The sequence below is a fragment of the Vibrio sp. 970 genome, from assembly GCF_033339075.1.
This window is the reverse complement of sequence record NZ_JAWOTW010000015.1, coordinates 105,902-123,463: the sequence shown is the minus strand read 5'-3', so window position 1 is coordinate 123,463 and position 17,562 is coordinate 105,902. Positions and strand designations below refer to the sequence as shown.

Here is a 17,562-nt window from a genome sequence, read left to right as displayed (position 1 = left end):
GAGAAGTGCAGCGTTAAGGCGGTGAACTATGATGTGCGCGTGTATGAGGATGATGAAAACGAACCCGACGAACAGGGGTACCCAAAAGTGGCTTAGTTAAAGCCCCATTATGGGGCTTACTTTAATCATTTGTGATTGTATAAACGATAGACTCTGACGTAACGGAATCTATTGATAACTGATAATTTCTGAATCGAATCGTTTTTGTACTCTTCGGATAAATCAATTCTTGCGTAAAGGCGGACCTAGCATGGTTGTTAAAAGTATATTCTCGGTATAAGACATTAATTCCGCTTTCGCTGAGGCCTGTAAATATCAACTCATGGTTCACGTAACCATATTCTTCCAATGGTGTCCGTTTATCATGCTTCTCGAACATCGTGTTAGCTGGTTCCATTGCATATTGAGACCCACTACCAACCGGAGAGGTCCAATAGCTACCTGAAACGACAGTATTGTCCCAATGTCCTTTATTATCGATCCCAAACATCAGGTGACTACCCGGAATCATGACGAGATCATTTCCTTTTTCATTGCTACCGACAATCTCGTAGATGTCGCCTTTTTTCCCATCAAGCCTAACTGCTACACTTGATAAGCCCCCAGATAGAACGAATTCTTGCTTAGCTTGGTAAGCATTTGGCTCAACCAATGTCTTATAAGCTTTTCGCGTAAGAATCTCTTCACCGACGTATGCTTTTGTTTCTACTCCAACCTCATAGCTTCGAGAATCTATACTTTCTATTCTTGATGGAGCCGTTTTTGTAAAGTTTGCCGTAGAAGTACAGCCAGCTAACGCAGTGGTCGCTAAAGTGAGGGCAAAAAGCCGTTTCATATTAATAGTCCAACCTGATTTATACAGATTTTACAAGTTATTAGGTTCAATCAATCTTGTCACTATATGGAGCTATATTTTGTGACTCTAATTGCGTATAAAAATCTATCGAATGTGGACTGTTTTAAGTGGATATTAAGAAGGTTGAAGGGGGGAGAGCAAAAGCATTTTGTGATTAGAACTGCTTCTTTCAGGGAAAAATATCTTGAATTTTGCCTTTAACGTTGCGTCTTAATTGTGTCTTGTTTTTGAATTTATTTCTTAAATTTTCTTTTTAATTATATGGTTATGTTTTTCTGAGCATAATCAAAGAAGAAAAAAGTGGGCTGATTATCTTGGTGCATTCTGCTTACCGTTTACAAAACCGATGACAGTATTAGACCATTCAACGCCTTGACTAGCAACGAAAGATACAAGTTGAATTTTTGAAAATGAAAAAAGCCGATGGCGAACCATCGGCTTGATATTTTACGTTTTATCGCTTTGGAAGGAATTTGAGTTCTATGCTCGTGTTTCTTCCAATGTTGCTTCACTTTCTGGTGACTTCAGCACTCGGCTAGCAATTGTACCCGCAGTCATTGAGCCTGAAACGTTTAGTGCGGTACGTGCCATGTCAATCAGTGGTTCAATAGAGATAAGCAGTGCCGCGATGGTCACAGGTAAGCCCATTGCAGGAAGAACAATCAAGGCTGCAAACGTCGCACCGCCGCCGACACCTGCAATACCAAATGAGCTGATGGTGATAATCGCAATCAATGACAGGATAAAGTGTAGATCAAGTGGGTTGATACCCATTGTTGGAGCTACCATCACTGCAAGCATTGCAGGATAGATACCCGCACAGCCGTTTTGGCCGATAGTGGCACCAAACGATGCTGATAGGTTTGCAATCGCTGGTGGTACGTTAAGCTTCGTGATTTGCGCTTCTACGTTTAGTGGAATTGTTGCTGCTGAGCTACGAGATGTAAACGCGAAGGTCAGTACAGGCCAGATTTTCTTAAAGTATTCCGCAGGGCTAACGCCGACAAAAGAGACTAATACGCCATGAACAACAAACATCAGTGCGATAGCAACATAAGACGCCACAATAAAGCCAAGTAGGTTTAGGATGTCGCCTGCGCTTGATGTCGCTACCACTTTTGCCATCAGTGCTGCGATGCCGTATGGCGTTAGGGCCATGATCATCTTCACTAGTCGCATAACGATAGATTGAGCAGCTTCTACGAAAGTACGAATCGGTGATTCCAACTCTGCTTTTTCCATCATCACTTTACGAGCGGCGATACCAGTTAACACGCCGAAAATCACAACAGCGATAATTGATGTCGAGCGAGCACCTGTTAGATCAGCAAATGGGTTGGTTGGAATGAAGCTAACTAGCATTTGAGGAATAGTTAAGTCACTTACTGTACCGGCACGGCTTTCTAAAACGGCGATACGAGCGGTTTCACGCGCACCTTCAGTTAACCCTTCTGCTGACAGGCCAAATGTCGTTGTCACCAAAATACCGATAAGTGCAGCAATTGCAGTCGTTACTAGAAGAACAGAGATGGTCAGGCCAGAAATTTTACCTAAAGATCCACCTTTCTCCAACTTAACAACTGCAGAGATCATCGATACCAACACCAGTGGCATGATGACCATTTTCAGTAGACCAACGTAGCCACTGCCTACAATGCCTACCCATTCAAGTGTTTGAGCAATTGCGCTGTTACCTTCACCGTGAATGAGTTGCAAAGCAAGACCAAAAAGAGAACCGGTAACAAGACCGATCAAAACGAGACGTGAAAGAGTGTGTTTCTTTTGTTGTTGATTAAATAGAAAGAACAATATTCCAACAAAGACGGCTAGAGAGGCTATCACTGCAAAATTCATAATTTGACCTTATCAACCAACCGAAGTGGCGGTTGTTTTTTATACGGGGTTTTATACGGATTTATTTATGGAGCGTAAGATAACGCTCGTGATATAACTTTAAAAATGACAAACGGGTATTAGCTAGATCTAAAATGAATATAAAAACGAGATCTTAGTCGCGTGAGAGCGTGAATTAGCACGTTAATTGTACAAAATGGTTATTCGTAGTGATGCAGTAAGTCACGCATTTCTTTCCTTTGTAAGTAAACCACCGAGTCTTCTTGATAACTGAAAAGTTGATAAATCATCGCTTTGGCGACATCTTCTGCTCGAATCGGTAAAAAGTTGGACAGTTTGCCTAGCATAAGTGGGCGAATTACCTTAAACAGAGTTTGTACTAACTTCTCGTCCATTCTTGGGTTTTGACGTTGACCAACAAGCGGGCCTGGGCGAACAAATACGATTTCCTCAAAATCCATAGCTTCGATTCGTTGTTCCATTTGTCCTTTACAAGCTAAGTAATGGGATGGCGATTTACTATTTGCACCGAGGCTAGAAACAACCGCAAGGCGTTTGACTCCGATTGTTTTCATTTGTTGGGCGACTTTGCACACCAGATCAACATCTACTCTACGCAAATTATCCTTACTACCAGCTTGCTTAAGGGTCGTACCTAAACAGATAAAGCCGATGGTTGGTGTTGGTTGGTTCTCATCCCATTGGTGGATAGAAAGGTCTGCATCAATGAGAGGAATAAGCTTGTTGTCCACATCTAGGACGCCATCGAGTGGGCGGCGAGAAAGATAATATAATGTTCCAACACCTGATTGATTTATGAGGTTTGCAATGACTTTTGAGCCTACTAAGCCAGTTGCACCGGCGATGATTGCGCAGGTGTTGTTATCCATATCTTTTCTCCTATATGGGAACATAGTCTAAGCTATTGTAGCGGATTTCAACGAGTTACTTATAATCTCGTGCAAGAAAGGTGAGACGCTCTGCGAACTCGGCAGACTATCCTGAGATAAACTTGATTAGCGCTGCCCCAATTGGATGCAAGTGTATACAATAGTGGGCGCGCAAAAACTGTCGCTGAACAAGACCTCTTGAACAACAGAACACCTCTCACCCAGACAACATCAAAGGAACGTAAAAAATGGATGACTCTTTTGCTGCGGAGATACAAGCACGCATAGATAACAAAACCAAACCCGTCGGTTCTTTAGGCTTATTGGAAAAGGTGGCACTGCAGTTAGCTCTTATTCAAAGTCAGGATAAACCTCAGCCAGTTGATTCCATCGCTATCTGCAAACCGAGCATGCTGGTATTTGCTGGAGATCACGGCGTTGCAGAGGAGGGTGTGAGCATTGCGCCAAGCGAAGTCACTCAACAAATGGTGGCTAACTTTCTCGCTGGCGGCGCAGCCATCAACTGTTTTTGCGACATTAATGGCATTCAACTCAAAGTAATAGATTGCGGCATGTTGGCTCCTATTGATGTGCTGGTTCCAGAATTTAAATCCCATCCCAACTTGGTTGAACAACGGCTGGGTAACGGTACGGCTAATTTTTCTAAACAATCAGCGATGTCCCCAGAACAAGTGGCGTTAGGTTTAGAATATGGTGCGAAGATTGCTGAGCAAACCATTTTGCATGGTTCAAACCTCTTGATGTTCGGTGAGATGGGCATCGGTAATACCAGTTCGGCCTCAGCACTGTTATCGGCACTGAGCTCATTAGATATTGATTATTGTGTTGGCGTTGGCACCGGAATCAATCAACAGCAGTTGAGCCGCAAATATAAACTGGTAGCACAGGGGGTAAACCGATGTCGAGGTCTTGATACCAAAGCGATTCTCGCACAGGTTGGGGGCTTTGAAATCGTACAGATAGTGGGCGCTTTTTTAGAAGCCAAGCGGCTTAAAACTCCAGTTTTAGTGGATGGGTTTATCGTATCGGTAGCGGCTTATATTGCGACGTTGTTAGACGAAGAAACGCGTGAATACATGTTGTTTGCCCATCGCTCTGAAGAAAATGGACATAAATTTGTATTGGAACATCTAAAAGCAGAACCTCTGCTCGACCTTGGTTTACGGCTAGGGGAGGGAACAGGAGCCGCTCTTGCCTTGCCTCTGTTAAAAGCTGCTGCCCAGTTTTACAACAAAATGGCGAGCTTCGAGAGTGCAGGAGTTACAGTTTAGTGTCAGTCCCTGATAATTCTGAGAAAGTCATGCCGTCATCGTTAAGATACCAGTGGGAGTTATTTCTATTAGCTACCAGTTTTTTTAGCCGCTTACCCGTGCCCCAAGCGTTGCCTTACAGTGAAGAACGCATGAATCAGGCAGGCCGTTACTTTGCGTTAGTTGGTCTCGTGCTTGGAGCACTTTGCGCTTTGGTATTCTCGCTCACCTCAATTTTTTTCCCAGAGTCGGTTGCCATAGTATTAACGATGGTGTTTAGCTTATTGTTAACTGGGGCTTTTCACGAAGACGGCTTGACCGATATGGCGGATGGCATTGGCGGTGGCATGACCGTAGAGCGACGCCTCTCTATTATGAAAGACAGTCGTATTGGCACTTATGGTGCCGCCACTCTCATTATGGCGTTATTGGCTAAGTATGTTTTTTGGAGTGAACTGGCTAACTTGCCGCACTTTTGGTTGGTCATTGTCGTCGCTTACACCGCAAGCCGAGCACTAGCAGCGACGCTTATTTATGACATGCCTTATGTCAGTGACAGTGATACGTCGAAAAGTAAACCGCTAGCAAGTCGCCAGTCTTCTCTAGAAGTCTCCATTTTGTTGTTTACTGGTGGCGTAACATTGCTTGTGCTTGGTATCGCGGATGCGATCTTGATATCGCTTGTTCTCGTGGTATTTCGTTTGATGTTCAAACGTTGGTTAACCAAGAGAATTGGCGGCTTTACGGGGGATTGCCTTGGCGCAGCGCAACAGTTGTCGGAACTGCTTATTTATCTCACTATGATTGGGTTGTATCACTCCTCATGAAGCAATTGATACTCGGTGGCGCGCGCTCTGGGAAGTCGCATTTGGCAGAAAAAACAGCTAAGCAATTATCGGTCGCTTCTCATCGATCATTACACTATGTTGCAACCGCGCTGCCATTTGACCAAGAAATGCGAGAGCGAATAGCGCATCATCAAAAGCAACGCGGGGGCGAGTGGCAAGAGCATGAATGCCCCCTTCATTTATCTGAGTTACTGACAAATTTCGCTATCACCGATGTTGTATTGATCGACTGTTTAACCTTGTGGCTCAACAATTGGATATTTGAGTTAGGTGATGAATGTTCCAATGAGAAGCTAGAAGCAGAAATTGAAAAGCTTATACAGGTGGTACGTGGCTCAGATGCGACGTTAATATTCGTCTCTAACGAGGTTGGAATGGGCATTGTACCTTTGGGGGCGGTTAGTCGTTATTTTGTGGATAATGCAGGACGGATGAATCAAAAACTAGCCAGTGTTTGCCATCGCGTTACCTTTGTTGCTGCTGGTTTGCCGTTGGTTCTTAAAGAGTAGGATGGAACAAAATGAAAACACTCAATATCTATCTTGTGCGTCATGGAAAAGTAGACGCTCCACCAGGACTCCATGGCCAAACAGATGTAAAAGTTACGCCTGCTGATCAAGAGAGTATTGCTCGGGCTTGGGCCGAGAGTGGACGAGGTGTGGGTGGAATAATTTCTTCTCCGCTTTCACGCTGTCAAGAACTGGCAAACATCATTGCTGAACAGCAATTATTACCAGTAATGACGGATGAGTCTTTACAAGAGATGGCATTTGGTGATTTTGATGGTATGCCTTTTGATATGCTCACTGAGCAGTGGAAAAAGCTAGATGCTTTTTGGCAATCGCCAGCACAACATACGTTGCCGAATGCTGAGAGCTTAAGCACATTTTCTGAGCGCATATGTCGCGTTTGGTCTCAAATCATCAACGATATCAATGACAATCTACTTATCGTCACGCATGGTGGCGTCATTCGTATGATTCTTGCTCATGTATTGGAGTTAGATTGGCGTAACCCAAAGTGGTATTCGACGTTGTCGATAGGAAACGCTTCTGTCACGCATTTAACAATTACCATAGATGAGCAAATTTACGCCTCGGTGCGTTCGATTGGCGTACCTCTTTTAACTCGTTAATTTATAAATATTAAAATGCCCAGAACGATATTGCTTACGGGCATAGTCACGGAAGATGTCAGTGGAAGCCCATCTGCTAGGTGCAGGAAGCGAAAATTGACTCAGTTACATAAAAAGGAAATATAGAAATGACAACGCCGAGTTGGGATTTGTCCATCGTTTATAACGACCTTTCTGACCCACGAATTCAAGACGATATTGCTCTTGTAGAACAATGTATTGATCTTTTGAATAAACAATCAGCAGATTGTGGCAACGTAGAGATCATGCAAAATGCGATTTTGACCAATGAAGCTGCGAGTCGTTTAGCGGGCACAGTTGCAAATTTTGCGAGTTGTTATGCTTCTGTTGATGCAACAAACGCCGAAGCGAAATCGTTACTTGGTAAAATGACCCGCATCTTTTCGGAGCTTTCCCAAGCGTTCAGTCCCTTTGATTTGAAATTAACTCATGCCGACGAAGAGTTTATCTTGCGCGTGTTAGACCATGAGAATCCTGATATCAGTGGGCAAGCTTTTTCTATCTTGAATTCTAGAAAGTTGGCGGATACTCGTCTTAGCAACGCAGAAGAACAGTTACTGGCTGCGATGAGTGTGGATGGCAAATCGGCTTGGGGTAACCTATACGATAACCTGACTGGCTCATTGAAAGTGAAGCTTGAGTACACAGATGGTAATAGTGAAGAGCTTGGGTTTTCTCAAGCGGCAAGCATTCTTTATGGTTCTGAATTCGAGCGTCAAGAAGCCGCGTGGCGAGGCGTACAAGATGCAATGCAAACGCACCAAGAATCATTCGCTGCGATTTTGAATGCGTTAGCAGGATGGCGCTTAACTGAAAACAAAAAGCGTTCTACGAAGCGTGAAGTTCACTTCCTAGAGCCGAGTTTGCATGGTAGCCGAATCCAAGCTGAAACTTTAAATGCGATGATGACCGTAGCCAAAGACAGTCGAGCTATTGGTCAGAAAGCGGGTTTATTGATGGCGCAAGTACATGGTCTGGATGAGATGAAACCTTGGAATCATCTGGCGGCTATGCCTGCTTTGAGCGGTGAAGCGAAGGTTTACGACTTTGATGAAGCGATTGAGGTTATTTGTGAAGCATTTGAAACAGTAAACCCTGAGATGTCGGAATTTGTCCGTTTGATGGTACAAAATGGTTGGATTGATGCCGCGCCAAATGCTAACAAGCGTCTTGGCGCATACTGCACCAAACTGCCAGCAACGCGAACACCACTTGTGTTTATGACTTGGAGTGGCAGCCGGTCAGACCTTATGACTCTGGCACATGAACTTGGCCATGCGTTCCATAACTGGGTTATTCGTGATTTGCCACTTTGCCAAACTTACTACCCAATGACGTTAGCAGAAACCGCCTCTATCTTTGCAGAAAACATCGTTCGTGATCATTTGATTTCGAAAGCTGAGAGCGTTGATGAAAAGCTCGAGATGTTGTGGGAAGAGTTGTCATCTGCGCTAGCTTTAATGATCAACATTCCGGTTCGCTACGAGTTTGAAAAATCGTTTTATGAACGCCGCCAGGATGGAGAGTTAACCGCAGATGAATTCTGTGAGTTGATGTCAGAAACTTGGAAAGAATGGTATGGCGACGTAATGAGCGAACCGGATCCGTACTTCTGGGCAAGCAAGCTGCACTTTTCTATTGATAGCGTGAGCTTTTATAACTACCCATACCTATTTGGTTTCTTGTTTAGCAAGGGTATCTATGCACAGCGAGAAACCAAAGGCGAAGCGTTTTACACCGATTACATCAATTTGCTGCGCGATACAGGCTGCATGATGGCGGAAGATGTCGTCGAAAAGCATCTGTCGATGGATTTAACCCAGCCAACGTTTTGGCAGCAGAGTGTTGAGCTAGTGCGTGAAAAAGTCGATGAGTTTGAGCGTTTGCTCGCACAGCGCGGCTAAGTTTTTCGCAGTGTTGATGCATAATCTGCTTTATAGCTACAAAAATTTGATCAAATCATAATGATCTTAATCAGGGCTGTGGTAAAGTTCACAGCCCTAACACTTTGTAATTGTTTGAAAATTAAACGCCTCAATGCTTGATTTGAGTGCCTGGCGCGAAAAGGCATCGGATTTTCGAGGGAAATAGTGATTTCTACTCATAAGTGAGATCGCAGCAACAAAAATCCTTTGTACAATTTATTAACATATCCGCCGTGCTATTAAGGAGTAACGCATGACGAAGTCTCTCTTTCGCCAATCGTTTTTAACTGACACGTTAGATGTTCATATTGATGTTGCACCAGCGGAGCAGGTGCTTTCTAACGGTGTAAAACTTAAACTCTATCAGCGTGGTGTATTAGAAGTAATCCCTGCGAATTATACTCAGGATACGAAGAACATCATCATCTCTTGTGGGGTTCACGGAGATGAAACCGCACCTATGGAGCTGGTGGATTCCATTATTCAAGACATAGAATCTGGGTTCCAGACGGTCGATACCCGTTGTCTGTTCATTATCGCTCACCCAGAATCCACTCTGGCGCACACGCGATTCCTCGAAGAAAACCTCAACCGTCTGTTTGACGAAAAAGAACACAAACAGACAAAAGAGCTTGTTATCGCCGATACACTTAAGCTGCTTGTTCGAGATTTTTATCAGGATACCGACCCGACAACACGCTGGCACCTTGATTTACACTGCGCGATTAGAGGCTCGAAGCACTATACGTTTGCAGTAAGTCCTAAGACTCGTCATCCTGTGCGCAGCAAAGCATTGATCGATTTCTTGGACAGTGCACACATTGAAGCTGTGCTCCTGTCAAACTCACCATCGAGTACGTTTAGCTGGTACAGTGCTGAGAACTTTGGTGCGCAGGCTCTCACGATGGAGCTTGGACGTGTGGCTCGTATTGGTGAAAATGACCTCGATAAACTGACCGCGTTTGATTTGTCTTTACGTAATTTGATTGCGGAAACGAAGCCAGAACACCTACCAAAACCATGCATTAAGTATCGCGTAAGTCGCACAATCGTTCGTTTGAACGAAGACTTTGACTTTATGTTCGACGACAATGTTGAAAACTTCACCTCATTTGTTCACGGCGAAGTGTTTGGTCATGATGGCGACAAACCATTAATGGCAAAGAACGAAAACGAAGCGATTGTCTTCCCGAACCGCCACGTCGCAATAGGTCAACGTGCAGCTCTGATGGTTTGTGAAGTGAAAACCCGTTTTGAAGAGGGTGAGTTGGTTTACGATTAATCCAACATTGCTTTGAGAAGTTAATTGCAATTTACCGAGGCTTAACTGTAAGGTTAAGCCTCGTTTGTTTTTATCGGCCGCTATGGATTTTCAACAACTTATCCTGAACAAGGAACGACGCTGGCAACGTAACCTGATGGTTATGTCGATCGTGCTCGCTGTACTCTCTGCCATCCACTTGATGGTCGGAGAAATTTTCCTTTCTCCTTTTCAATCCTTATCTGCATTTGAACAGAAGTTATTGGTGGACTTGCGTTTACCGAGGTTAGTGTCTGCGGCAATTATTGGTGCTGCGTTAGCGGTATCTGGCGCGACGTTACAAGTGTTGCTTGGGAACGTGTTGGCTGAACCTGGCGTGCTTGGTATATCTGGTGGTGCAAGCTTAGCAATGGTCTTAATCATGTTCGCGTCACCTGTTCTTCCTACCCCGATTGTTTTTATGTTGGCAGCGATTGCAGGCTCGATGTTATTCACGTTTGTTTTGGTGGCGATAGCAAGGGCAATGCACCTGACGACGGCTCGATTGCTTTTGGTTGGGGTCGCATTGGGTATTTTATCGAGCGCGATTGTGACCTGGGCATTTTACTTTAGTGATGATCTCAGTTTACGCCAACTGATGTATTGGTTAATGGGCAGTATTGGCGGTGCGAGTTGGTATCAACATACCGTTACCTTGGTGATGTTACCGGTGCTCATCTGGTTATGTTGTAAAGGCAAATCGCTTGATAAATTGATGCTGGGTGAGATTCATGCGACCCAATTGGGAGTCGATGTACATCAAATGCGTTGGAAACTGATCCTCGCCATTTCTGTTTTGGTGGGGAGTTCAGTCGCTTTGGGTGGCATCATCAGTTTTGTTGGTTTGGTGGTGCCGCACTTGTTGCGTTTGGCTTTTGGTACGGAAAACCGTTATTTATTGCCACTTTCTGCAATATCTGGTGCTGCGTTGCTTGTATTTGCTGACATCGGCGCAAGACTGTTATTGGACTCCGCAGAGTTACCTTTAGGTGTCATGACAACATCGATTGGCGCACCTATTTTCATCTGGATGCTGGTGAAGAGTCATGATGCACGTTAAACATATGTCGGTTGGTAGTCGATTATTGCCTCTTTCTTTTGAATGCAAAGCTAGCGAAATCGTACATATCGTTGGGCCTAATGGTTCCGGTAAGAGTACTTTATTGGCTGCGATTTCTGGTACGTTAAGTCACCGAGACGGTATGAGTGGTGAAGTGTACGTTGGCAACAAAAACTTGCTTACTTTACCGTTGTCAGAGCAAGCTCATGTTCGAGGTTATTTGTGTCAGCAATCGCGCCCAGCGTTTAATGTTGATGTGTTTCAGTATCTCGCTTTATCTCTGCCAAGTGGTGCTGAGATTGCGGATATCAAAGTGCGTGATGCCGTCAATATGGTGGTGGAGCTGGTACAACTGCAAGATAAGCTTCATCGCAGTATTCAAACATTATCCGGTGGTGAGTGGCAGCGTGTCCGATTAGCAGGTGTATGTTTGCAGGTGTGGCGTACCATTAATCCTTTTTCGCAGTTTTTAATTTTGGATGAGCCAGCAGCACCGTTAGATATTGCGCAAGAGGGTCTGCTCTATCAATTGATTAACGCTATGGCGGCGCAGGGAATTGGAGTATTAGTTGCTAATCACGATCTCAATCGCACATTAAAGCACGCAGATAAAGTATTGCTGCTTAACAACGGTGTGCTGCACTCATCAGGAAGTGCCGATACTGTGCTAACGGAAGAAGCTCTCGGGGAAGTGTTCAATACTCAAGTCAAAAAGGTCATCGTAGATGAGCAACCTTATTTAATCTTTGATTAATGTTTAGGGACAATAAAAAACGACCTACTTGAGGTCGTTTTTTTTTAATCGAGATAGCCAAACTCAACGCTTATTGAGTTAACGGTTTTAGATCTGCAGGGCGGTAGTAAACAGATTTGAGTACTTTGCCTTTACGAATGGTTTTACCTTCCGATACGAAATCTTCGGCGCATTTCGCGATGATGTATTCACCTTTCTGCACCGCCATCAACTTGATGCCTTGTTCTGCGTAGAATGCTTCTGTTTCTGAGTACTCTTGCTCGTTACGGCATACTTTGCTCATGTTGCTTGAATGTACTTCATCCCAGCAAGGAATAAACTCGATACCACGGTTTACCGCAACGTTTAATAGAAGATCAATTAAGTAGTTGATCGCCAGGTTGTCTTCTACTTTGCTGTGGCCAAGATGAACGAGACGGCCCATTAATACATACACGCTGTCTACGATGGCATCTGCTTGCTCAGTTTTACAATCTGCTTCTGCTAGCTCTGTTAGCTCTTCGATCGCCAAAGAGGTGTGTAGTGTGTCTGCTTGCGTATCAAGGCTTGCAGCGTCTGCGACTGGTAAGTCGAAGGTACTACGGAACTCGGTGATATCACGGTATAAGTGATCAAAAATCTCTTGGGTTAGCTTTGACAGTTGCATTCTAATTTCCATTGAATCGATTGAAGCGGCAATGATACCAAACCGCACTTTGAACCCCAAGGGCATTGCATCTAACTGGTGATAAATCTGCCTTTGGGGAATAGTGGTGCTTAACGAAATAGGTAAGGGAACAGCTTTTTACGTTCTTCCTCTGAAAGGGAGGAAACACGAGCGATGTTCGTATCGGGAATGGATTCAGGATCAGGATAGTGTTTTAGTACCTTTTCCATACTCTCTTCGCGAATCAAATGGAAGATCGGGTAAGGAGAACGATTGGTCAGGTTTTCGTCGTCTTCAGGCCTTGCGCCACCAAAACAGTAATCAGGATGGAAAGTCGCTACTTGGAAAATACCTTCCCAGTTTTGCTGCTTAATTAATCCTTCAACCCAATCTATGCAAAAGTTGTAGTCCCAGAAATCTTGTAGCATGTTGGGAACCACAACCAACGTGGTCTCAAGCTGTTCGGGCTCTGTGTTACTCAGCTCAATCAGCTGCAATAAAATATCTTCTAGAAGCGCTTCTTCTTGAGTCGCTTCACTAACAAAGATTTTGATTTGTTTATTACGTTGCGGCTTGGCAGCAAATGGACAAAGGTTGAGACCGATTACTACATCGTTGAGCCATTGATCGACCTGTTGAGTGATCGCTTCGATATCTGTGTTTTGTGTTGAACGCGTTGACATACGACTTTCTGGTTTTTATTAAAGTAGCGCAAGCATAGCAGAGTTGGTTATCCAAGTAACCAGAGAGGTATTACGCAAATGAGCGTACCTTAGCTACTCTTTAAACTCGCAGCGTCAGGTGTTTGGTCAGTATGCTTTCTTTCGGCAATGTGTTTCAAATACGCAATTGCAGCAAACATCGCTAGGTAGACGGCGCTTCCTCCCATAAGAACACTCGACCAACCACCATGTTGCCAACAATAAAGAAGTAAGAATCCTCCTAAGCTACCGCCTACGTAGTAGTGTACTAAGTAGAGCGCTGTCGCGGTGGCTTTGGCGCGAGTGGCGTTCTGACCGACCCAACCGTAGGCGAGGGTATGAGTAAAGAAGGCACCAAAACTTATCAGCAACAACCCAAATAGCATTGCAGTCAAGCTTTCAACCGCCGCAATCCACATCCCCGCCATGCTCACTATCGCGCCTAAGAACATACCGAGGATTGATGAATAACGTTTACTCCAGTGGCCTGCGCAACGAGAGGAGAAAGTCCCTCCCAAGTAACAAATAAAGATCAGTGAGGCCAACCCGACGGGCACATTGTGAGGTTCACTCACCAGACGGAAACCCATGACGGAGTAAAGGTTGACGAACAAAGCAAAGTTGAGTCCTCCTATCAGCATTGCGAACCACACGCGTTGGTTTTTAAAATGACCAATAAGCGCACGATTTTGATGGCGCAAGCTGCTTGATGACGGGGTGAAGTTGCGCTGTGTTGGCAATAAATAGTGAACGCCAATGACACCAAGAAGAGTGAACACCATCATAACTTCAATGGCGACATCAACACTGAAATTGTCCGCCAATAAGCCGCCGCTAATACGCCCTGCAATACCGCCTAATGAGTTAGCCGCAATGTACGTTCCAATTGCCATCGAGAAAGCGTGCTTGTCGAGCTCTTCTGCCATGTAAGCCACGGCGACTGCAGCAAAAGCGGCGAGCGCGACACCGATCAGTGCTCGACATACCACCAAAAACAGAAATGAGTCACCAAATAGCATCAAAGCGGAAAGGGTAGGAATCGAAAACAGACCAGCCATCATGACTGGCTTTCTTCCCACTGATTCTGACAACACAGCCATTGGAACGAGGCTAAAAGAGAGAGCGAGTGTTGAGGCCGCAAATAACCAGTTCACTTGCGTTTCTGAGATAGTGAAAATTTGAGCAAAAGTGGGCAGCATTGGCTGTAGTAGGTATAAATTTGAAAAAACCAAGAAGGAACCAAGCGCTAGCGAGAGCGTAATGCGTTTGTATTCCGGTGTGCCAAAACTGACCATGAATCCTGCCTAATGTGAGCAAATGGAGAGACTGTGATCAATCTATCAGTTCGTTATAAATTAAAAAAATATATTAAAAATATGGACACCATATATTTTTGATCTAATGGAATCGAAACAACTTAAACATTTTCTGGCGGTCGCTGAACATGGAAACATTACCCATGCGGCGAAAGCCCTGCATATTGCCCAGCCCGCATTAAGTATTTCTATCAAAAAGTTTGAGCAGTCTTTGGGCGTTACCCTATTTCGCCGTGATGATAAAAAAATCAGCTTAACGAAAGAGGGCGAAACGCTACATGTACATGCCAAGCGGGTGATTCAACAGTTGCACGACGCGCAGCTCGCGATTGATGAGTTGAAAGGTTTAGCGAAAGGCGAAGTAAGACTAGGGACGCCATCAATGATGGGCAGTTATTTCTTTCCACGAATTGTGATGGCGTTTAAAAGCCAATTCCCTGAGTTAAAATTGACCTTGGTCGAAGCTGGAACTCAATCGATTCGTCGTATGCTGCTCAATGGTCAACTCGATATTGGTGTGATCAGTTGTGATAATGTGCCTGATGATCTAGAAACTGACCATTTGTTTACTAGCCAAATGGTCGCAGTTGTTTCACCTGAGCATGAGTTAGCCCAGCGACACGCTCTTACTTTTGATGAGTTCTTTGAACACGATTTGGTTATGTTTCAGCATGGCTATTTTCACCGCGAATTTTTGGATCAGGTGAGTGAGGAGCATGGGTTTACCATGAAGTCATCATTCGAGACCAACTTACTGCCTTTGATTTTGAGTATTGTAAAACAAGAGTTTGCGATTACCGCGTTACTGGAATTGGTGACTCAACATGAGTCGGGCGTTGTTGGCTTACCGTTTGAACCACCAGTGACGCTGGATCTGGCACTTGCTTGGCGCAAGCAGGGGTATTTATCAATAGCAGATCGAACGTTTATCGACTTTATCAAGCGCTACGTTTAAACGCAGCGCAGATTCATCGTCCGAGCACTAGTCGCCTTTGTACATCTTCTCGAAGTTCTTTGGGTTCCAGCCAATCATTACCCGATCACCAATTTTTAAAACTGGCACTGAACGAGCACCAAGCGCATCAAGTTCTTTGCGACCGCGTTGCATCTTAGCATTGCACAAACGATAGTTAATATTTTTCGAATCCAGATAACGTTGAGCATCTTTGCAGTGAGGGCATTTGTCTTTGACGTAAAGGACGACACGTTTCATTGAGTTTCTCTCCATTATCATTGGGAGGCGAAGTTTAACGGCCTTTCACCATAAATGAAAGGCGAAAGCTAAGGTGAAACTGTCCTTTATCTCAGGTATATTGAGCGCCTTTATTTTGTCATAACAGACGTTAACTCTATGCATCCGTCACTTCGATACATTCAAGGCTACCCACAAAACATCGTAGAGCAGGTGAGCTCATTGATAGCGAGTGGCAAGTTTGTTCCTTGGTTCGAAAAGCGTTATCCCGATAGGCACCAAATCAAAAGCGAAAGGGCGCTCTATGAGTACGCCATGGCAATCAAAAATCGCTACATGAAGAAAGCCGCGCCAATCAGTAAAGTTGTCTACGATAAGAAAATTCACGCGGTAAACAATGCGCTTGGTTTGCACAGTGTAATCAGTAGAAACCATGGTGGTAAGCTTAAGTCGAAAAACGAGATTCGCATTGCCAATGTATTTAAAGATGCGCCCGAGCCACTATTAAGAATGCTGGTGGTACATGAGTTGGCACATACTCGTGAGAAAAACCACGACAAGGCGTTCTATCAGTTATGTTGCTACATGGAGCCTGAGTATCACCAACTCGAATTTGATGCTCGTTTGTTTATGATTTACCTCGATTTAAAAGCGAATTTGAATGAAGAACAATAATCACAACGCGAAGCAAGCAAAGCCAAAGGCTTCAAAGGCGGCTCAGAATACAGACGCGAATAAAGCCAAGCCGAAGCGTGTTAAAGACAAAGTTGCGCGCAAATCCTCGCAGCCTGCAGGAAAGAGCGAAGTCGAGTTCATAAAAATAGCGAAGAATGGTTTGCATGAGCGTAATGTTCATCGAGGTCGTTACGATTTTAAAAAACTCGTGGAAAGTGAACCACAGTTAAAGCCATTCGTTATCAAAAATCCGAAAGGGGAAGACTCCATAAACTTCTCTGATCCTAATGCTGTTAAAATGCTCAATAAAGCATTGCTTGCTGCGTATTATGGTATCGAGTTCTGGGACATTCCCGACACCTACCTTTGCCCACCGATTCCGGGCCGCGCTGATTACATTCACCGAGTGGCAGAACTACTTGATGGTGAAGTAAAAGGTCAGTACGCGCACCAAAAAGTGAAAGCGTTGGACATTGGCGTGGGAGCAAACTGTATTTATCCGATTGTTGGTGTAACAAAATACGGTTGGCACTATACGGGCAGCGATGTCGATCCAAAATCCATCCAATCGGCTCAAACGATCGTAGAGCACAATCGTGTTTTGACGGGAAAAATTGCACTGGTACAGCAATACAATGATGCCAATATTTATCGAGGTATCATTCAACCGAATGATCGTTATGATGTGACGACATGTAATCCGCCATTCCACCGTTCGGCGGAAGATGCCGCTATGGGCAGCCAGCGTAAAATCGATAATCTAAAAGCAAACCAGCGCAAGAAAGGGCTAAAACCTCAAACCGCACAAGTAAAGACAAGTAAACCTGCGTTGAATTTTGGCGGTCAAAACGCTGAATTGTGGTGTGAAGGCGGAGAAGCGGCGTTTATCCGAAAAATGGCGAATGAAAGCCAAGCTTTTGCCGCGCAGGTCTTGTGGTTTACAACACTTATATCCAAAAAAGACAACGTTCGCCCGATGCGTAAGCAGCTTGAAAAATTGGGTGTGAAAGCCGTTCGTGTGGTTGAAATGAGTCAAGGGCAGAAAGTGAGCCGCTTTGTAGCTTGGTCATACATGGATAAGCAACAGCGCAGAGCATGGATTGAACTCAAGTAACGTT

18 protein-coding genes are annotated in these 17,562 nt (G+C 44.5%); 11 read left to right on the top strand and 7 right to left on the bottom strand.

Going from position 1 to position 17,562, the window contains the following annotated elements:
• Nucleotides 1-121: 121 nt before the first annotated feature.
• From R7Q11_RS19775 to R7Q11_RS19765, 3 genes are all read right to left on the bottom strand, one after another.
• The gene (locus R7Q11_RS19775) at nucleotides 122-835 is read right to left on the bottom strand and encodes a hypothetical protein (protein WP_225466661.1); all 714 of its coding nucleotides are present in this window, start codon (nucleotides 833-835) and stop codon (nucleotides 122-124) included.
• Between the two features lie 501 nt (nucleotides 836-1,336).
• A complete protein-coding gene (locus tag R7Q11_RS19770) occupies nucleotides 1,337-2,710 on the bottom strand; it encodes an L-cystine transporter (protein ID WP_005377885.1) in 1,374 nt (457 codons plus the stop codon).
• Nucleotides 2,711-2,910: 200 nt separating this feature from the next.
• Nucleotides 2,911-3,600, bottom strand: coding sequence for an NAD(P)H-binding protein (locus R7Q11_RS19765; RefSeq protein ID WP_053350419.1), 690 nt, complete (start codon nucleotides 3,598-3,600; stop codon nucleotides 2,911-2,913).
• Between the two features lie 248 nt (nucleotides 3,601-3,848).
• Here R7Q11_RS19765 and cobT point away from each other — a divergent pair, with 248 nt between their 5' ends.
• The 8 genes from cobT to btuD all read left to right on the top strand — a co-directional run bounded on the left by cobT (nucleotide 3,849) and on the right by btuD (nucleotide 11,914).
• Nucleotides 3,849-4,892, top strand: coding sequence for a nicotinate-nucleotide--dimethylbenzimidazole phosphoribosyltransferase (gene cobT / locus R7Q11_RS19760; RefSeq protein WP_021707632.1), 1,044 nt, complete (start codon nucleotides 3,849-3,851; stop codon nucleotides 4,890-4,892).
• A 29-nt stretch (nucleotides 4,893-4,921) separates the two neighbouring features.
• Complete coding sequence (locus R7Q11_RS19755) at nucleotides 4,922-5,698, top strand: adenosylcobinamide-GDP ribazoletransferase (protein ID WP_054574173.1); 777 nt, start codon at nucleotides 4,922-4,924, stop codon at nucleotides 5,696-5,698.
• The gene (gene cobU / locus R7Q11_RS19750) at nucleotides 5,695-6,228 is read left to right on the top strand and encodes a bifunctional adenosylcobinamide kinase/adenosylcobinamide-phosphate guanylyltransferase (protein ID WP_065274411.1); all 534 of its coding nucleotides are present in this window, start codon (nucleotides 5,695-5,697) and stop codon (nucleotides 6,226-6,228) included. The genes R7Q11_RS19755 and cobU overlap by 4 nt, the downstream gene beginning before the upstream one ends.
• Before the next feature lie 11 nt (nucleotides 6,229-6,239).
• A complete protein-coding gene (gene cobC, locus R7Q11_RS19745; protein ID WP_206957320.1) occupies nucleotides 6,240-6,854 on the top strand; it encodes an alpha-ribazole phosphatase in 615 nt (204 codons plus the stop codon).
• Between the two features lie 128 nt (nucleotides 6,855-6,982).
• Complete coding sequence (locus R7Q11_RS19740) at nucleotides 6,983-8,779, top strand: M3 family oligoendopeptidase (RefSeq protein WP_206957318.1); 1,797 nt, start codon at nucleotides 6,983-6,985, stop codon at nucleotides 8,777-8,779.
• A gap of 274 nt (nucleotides 8,780-9,053) precedes the next feature.
• On the top strand, nucleotides 9,054-10,082 hold the full coding sequence (locus R7Q11_RS19735) for a succinylglutamate desuccinylase (protein WP_005377878.1): 1,029 nt from the start codon (nucleotides 9,054-9,056) through the stop codon (nucleotides 10,080-10,082).
• An 82-nt stretch (nucleotides 10,083-10,164) separates the two neighbouring features.
• Nucleotides 10,165-11,160 (top strand): vitamin B12 ABC transporter permease BtuC, encoded by a 996-nt coding sequence (gene btuC / locus R7Q11_RS19730; RefSeq protein ID WP_025766768.1) that lies wholly within the window; start codon nucleotides 10,165-10,167, stop codon nucleotides 11,158-11,160.
• Nucleotides 11,147-11,914: a vitamin B12 ABC transporter ATP-binding protein BtuD gene (gene btuD / locus R7Q11_RS19725; protein WP_080996857.1), complete on the top strand. Its 768-nt coding sequence runs from the start codon at nucleotides 11,147-11,149 to the stop codon at nucleotides 11,912-11,914. The genes btuC and btuD overlap by 14 nt, the downstream gene beginning before the upstream one ends.
• A gap of 70 nt (nucleotides 11,915-11,984) precedes the next feature.
• Here the strand turns inward: btuD and R7Q11_RS19720 are convergent, their stop codons facing one another.
• From R7Q11_RS19720 to R7Q11_RS19710, 3 genes are all read right to left on the bottom strand, one after another.
• A complete protein-coding gene (locus tag R7Q11_RS19720) occupies nucleotides 11,985-12,560 on the bottom strand; it encodes a nucleoside triphosphate pyrophosphohydrolase family protein (protein WP_182016178.1) in 576 nt (191 codons plus the stop codon).
• Between the two features lie 110 nt (nucleotides 12,561-12,670).
• Entirely contained in the window at nucleotides 12,671-13,243 is a 573-nt protein-coding gene (locus R7Q11_RS19715; protein ID WP_053306933.1) for a DUF1415 domain-containing protein, read from the bottom strand.
• Nucleotides 13,244-13,332: 89 nt separating this feature from the next.
• Entirely contained in the window at nucleotides 13,333-14,556 is a 1,224-nt protein-coding gene (locus tag R7Q11_RS19710; RefSeq protein ID WP_047100700.1) for an MFS transporter, read from the bottom strand.
• A 106-nt stretch (nucleotides 14,557-14,662) separates the two neighbouring features.
• Here R7Q11_RS19710 and R7Q11_RS19705 point away from each other — a divergent pair, with 106 nt between their 5' ends.
• The gene (locus tag R7Q11_RS19705; RefSeq protein WP_206957311.1) at nucleotides 14,663-15,532 is read left to right on the top strand and encodes a LysR family transcriptional regulator; all 870 of its coding nucleotides are present in this window, start codon (nucleotides 14,663-14,665) and stop codon (nucleotides 15,530-15,532) included.
• 27 nt (nucleotides 15,533-15,559) lie between these two features.
• Here R7Q11_RS19705 and R7Q11_RS19700 read toward each other — a convergent pair whose 3' ends face one another.
• Complete coding sequence (locus R7Q11_RS19700) at nucleotides 15,560-15,790, bottom strand: glutaredoxin family protein (RefSeq protein ID WP_005377871.1); 231 nt, start codon at nucleotides 15,788-15,790, stop codon at nucleotides 15,560-15,562.
• A 138-nt stretch (nucleotides 15,791-15,928) separates the two neighbouring features.
• Here R7Q11_RS19700 and R7Q11_RS19695 point away from each other — a divergent pair, with 138 nt between their 5' ends.
• Together R7Q11_RS19695 and rlmF are read left to right on the top strand one after the other, a co-directional pair.
• Nucleotides 15,929-16,444: a M48 family metallopeptidase gene (locus R7Q11_RS19695; protein WP_005377870.1), complete on the top strand. Its 516-nt coding sequence runs from the start codon at nucleotides 15,929-15,931 to the stop codon at nucleotides 16,442-16,444.
• A complete protein-coding gene (gene rlmF / locus R7Q11_RS19690) occupies nucleotides 16,431-17,558 on the top strand; it encodes a 23S rRNA (adenine(1618)-N(6))-methyltransferase RlmF (RefSeq protein WP_170893855.1) in 1,128 nt (375 codons plus the stop codon). The genes R7Q11_RS19695 and rlmF overlap by 14 nt, the downstream gene beginning before the upstream one ends.
• The last annotated feature ends 4 nt before the right edge of the window (nucleotides 17,559-17,562 follow it).

What these genes read in the sequence shown, in the direction of transcription:
- R7Q11_RS19775 (WP_225466661.1), bottom strand. Translation starts at nt 835, where the DNA reads ATGAAACGGCTTTTTGCCCTCACTTTAGCGACCACTGCGTTAGCTGGC.
- R7Q11_RS19770 (WP_005377885.1), bottom strand. Translation starts at nt 2,710, where the DNA reads ATGAATTTTGCAGTGATAGCCTCTCTAGCCGTCTTTGTTGGAATATTG.
- R7Q11_RS19765 (WP_053350419.1), bottom strand. Translation starts at nt 3,600, where the DNA reads ATGGATAACAACACCTGCGCAATCATCGCCGGTGCAACTGGCTTAGTA.
- cobT (WP_021707632.1), top strand. Translation starts at nt 3,849, where the DNA reads ATGGATGACTCTTTTGCTGCGGAGATACAAGCACGCATAGATAACAAA.
- R7Q11_RS19755 (WP_054574173.1), top strand. Translation starts at nt 4,922, where the DNA reads ATGCCGTCATCGTTAAGATACCAGTGGGAGTTATTTCTATTAGCTACC.
- cobU (WP_065274411.1), top strand. Translation starts at nt 5,695, where the DNA reads ATGAAGCAATTGATACTCGGTGGCGCGCGCTCTGGGAAGTCGCATTTG.
- cobC (WP_206957320.1), top strand. Translation starts at nt 6,240, where the DNA reads ATGAAAACACTCAATATCTATCTTGTGCGTCATGGAAAAGTAGACGCT.
- R7Q11_RS19740 (WP_206957318.1), top strand. Translation starts at nt 6,983, where the DNA reads ATGACAACGCCGAGTTGGGATTTGTCCATCGTTTATAACGACCTTTCT.
- R7Q11_RS19735 (WP_005377878.1), top strand. Translation starts at nt 9,054, where the DNA reads ATGACGAAGTCTCTCTTTCGCCAATCGTTTTTAACTGACACGTTAGAT.
- btuC (WP_025766768.1), top strand. Translation starts at nt 10,165, where the DNA reads ATGGATTTTCAACAACTTATCCTGAACAAGGAACGACGCTGGCAACGT.
- btuD (WP_080996857.1), top strand. Translation starts at nt 11,147, where the DNA reads ATGATGCACGTTAAACATATGTCGGTTGGTAGTCGATTATTGCCTCTT.
- R7Q11_RS19720 (WP_182016178.1), bottom strand. Translation starts at nt 12,560, where the DNA reads ATGCAACTGTCAAAGCTAACCCAAGAGATTTTTGATCACTTATACCGT.
- R7Q11_RS19715 (WP_053306933.1), bottom strand. Translation starts at nt 13,243, where the DNA reads ATGTCAACGCGTTCAACACAAAACACAGATATCGAAGCGATCACTCAA.
- R7Q11_RS19710 (WP_047100700.1), bottom strand. Translation starts at nt 14,556, where the DNA reads ATGGTCAGTTTTGGCACACCGGAATACAAACGCATTACGCTCTCGCTA.
- R7Q11_RS19705 (WP_206957311.1), top strand. Translation starts at nt 14,663, where the DNA reads ATGGAATCGAAACAACTTAAACATTTTCTGGCGGTCGCTGAACATGGA.
- R7Q11_RS19700 (WP_005377871.1), bottom strand. Translation starts at nt 15,790, where the DNA reads ATGAAACGTGTCGTCCTTTACGTCAAAGACAAATGCCCTCACTGCAAA.
- R7Q11_RS19695 (WP_005377870.1), top strand. Translation starts at nt 15,929, where the DNA reads ATGCATCCGTCACTTCGATACATTCAAGGCTACCCACAAAACATCGTA.
- rlmF (WP_170893855.1), top strand. Translation starts at nt 16,431, where the DNA reads ATGAAGAACAATAATCACAACGCGAAGCAAGCAAAGCCAAAGGCTTCA.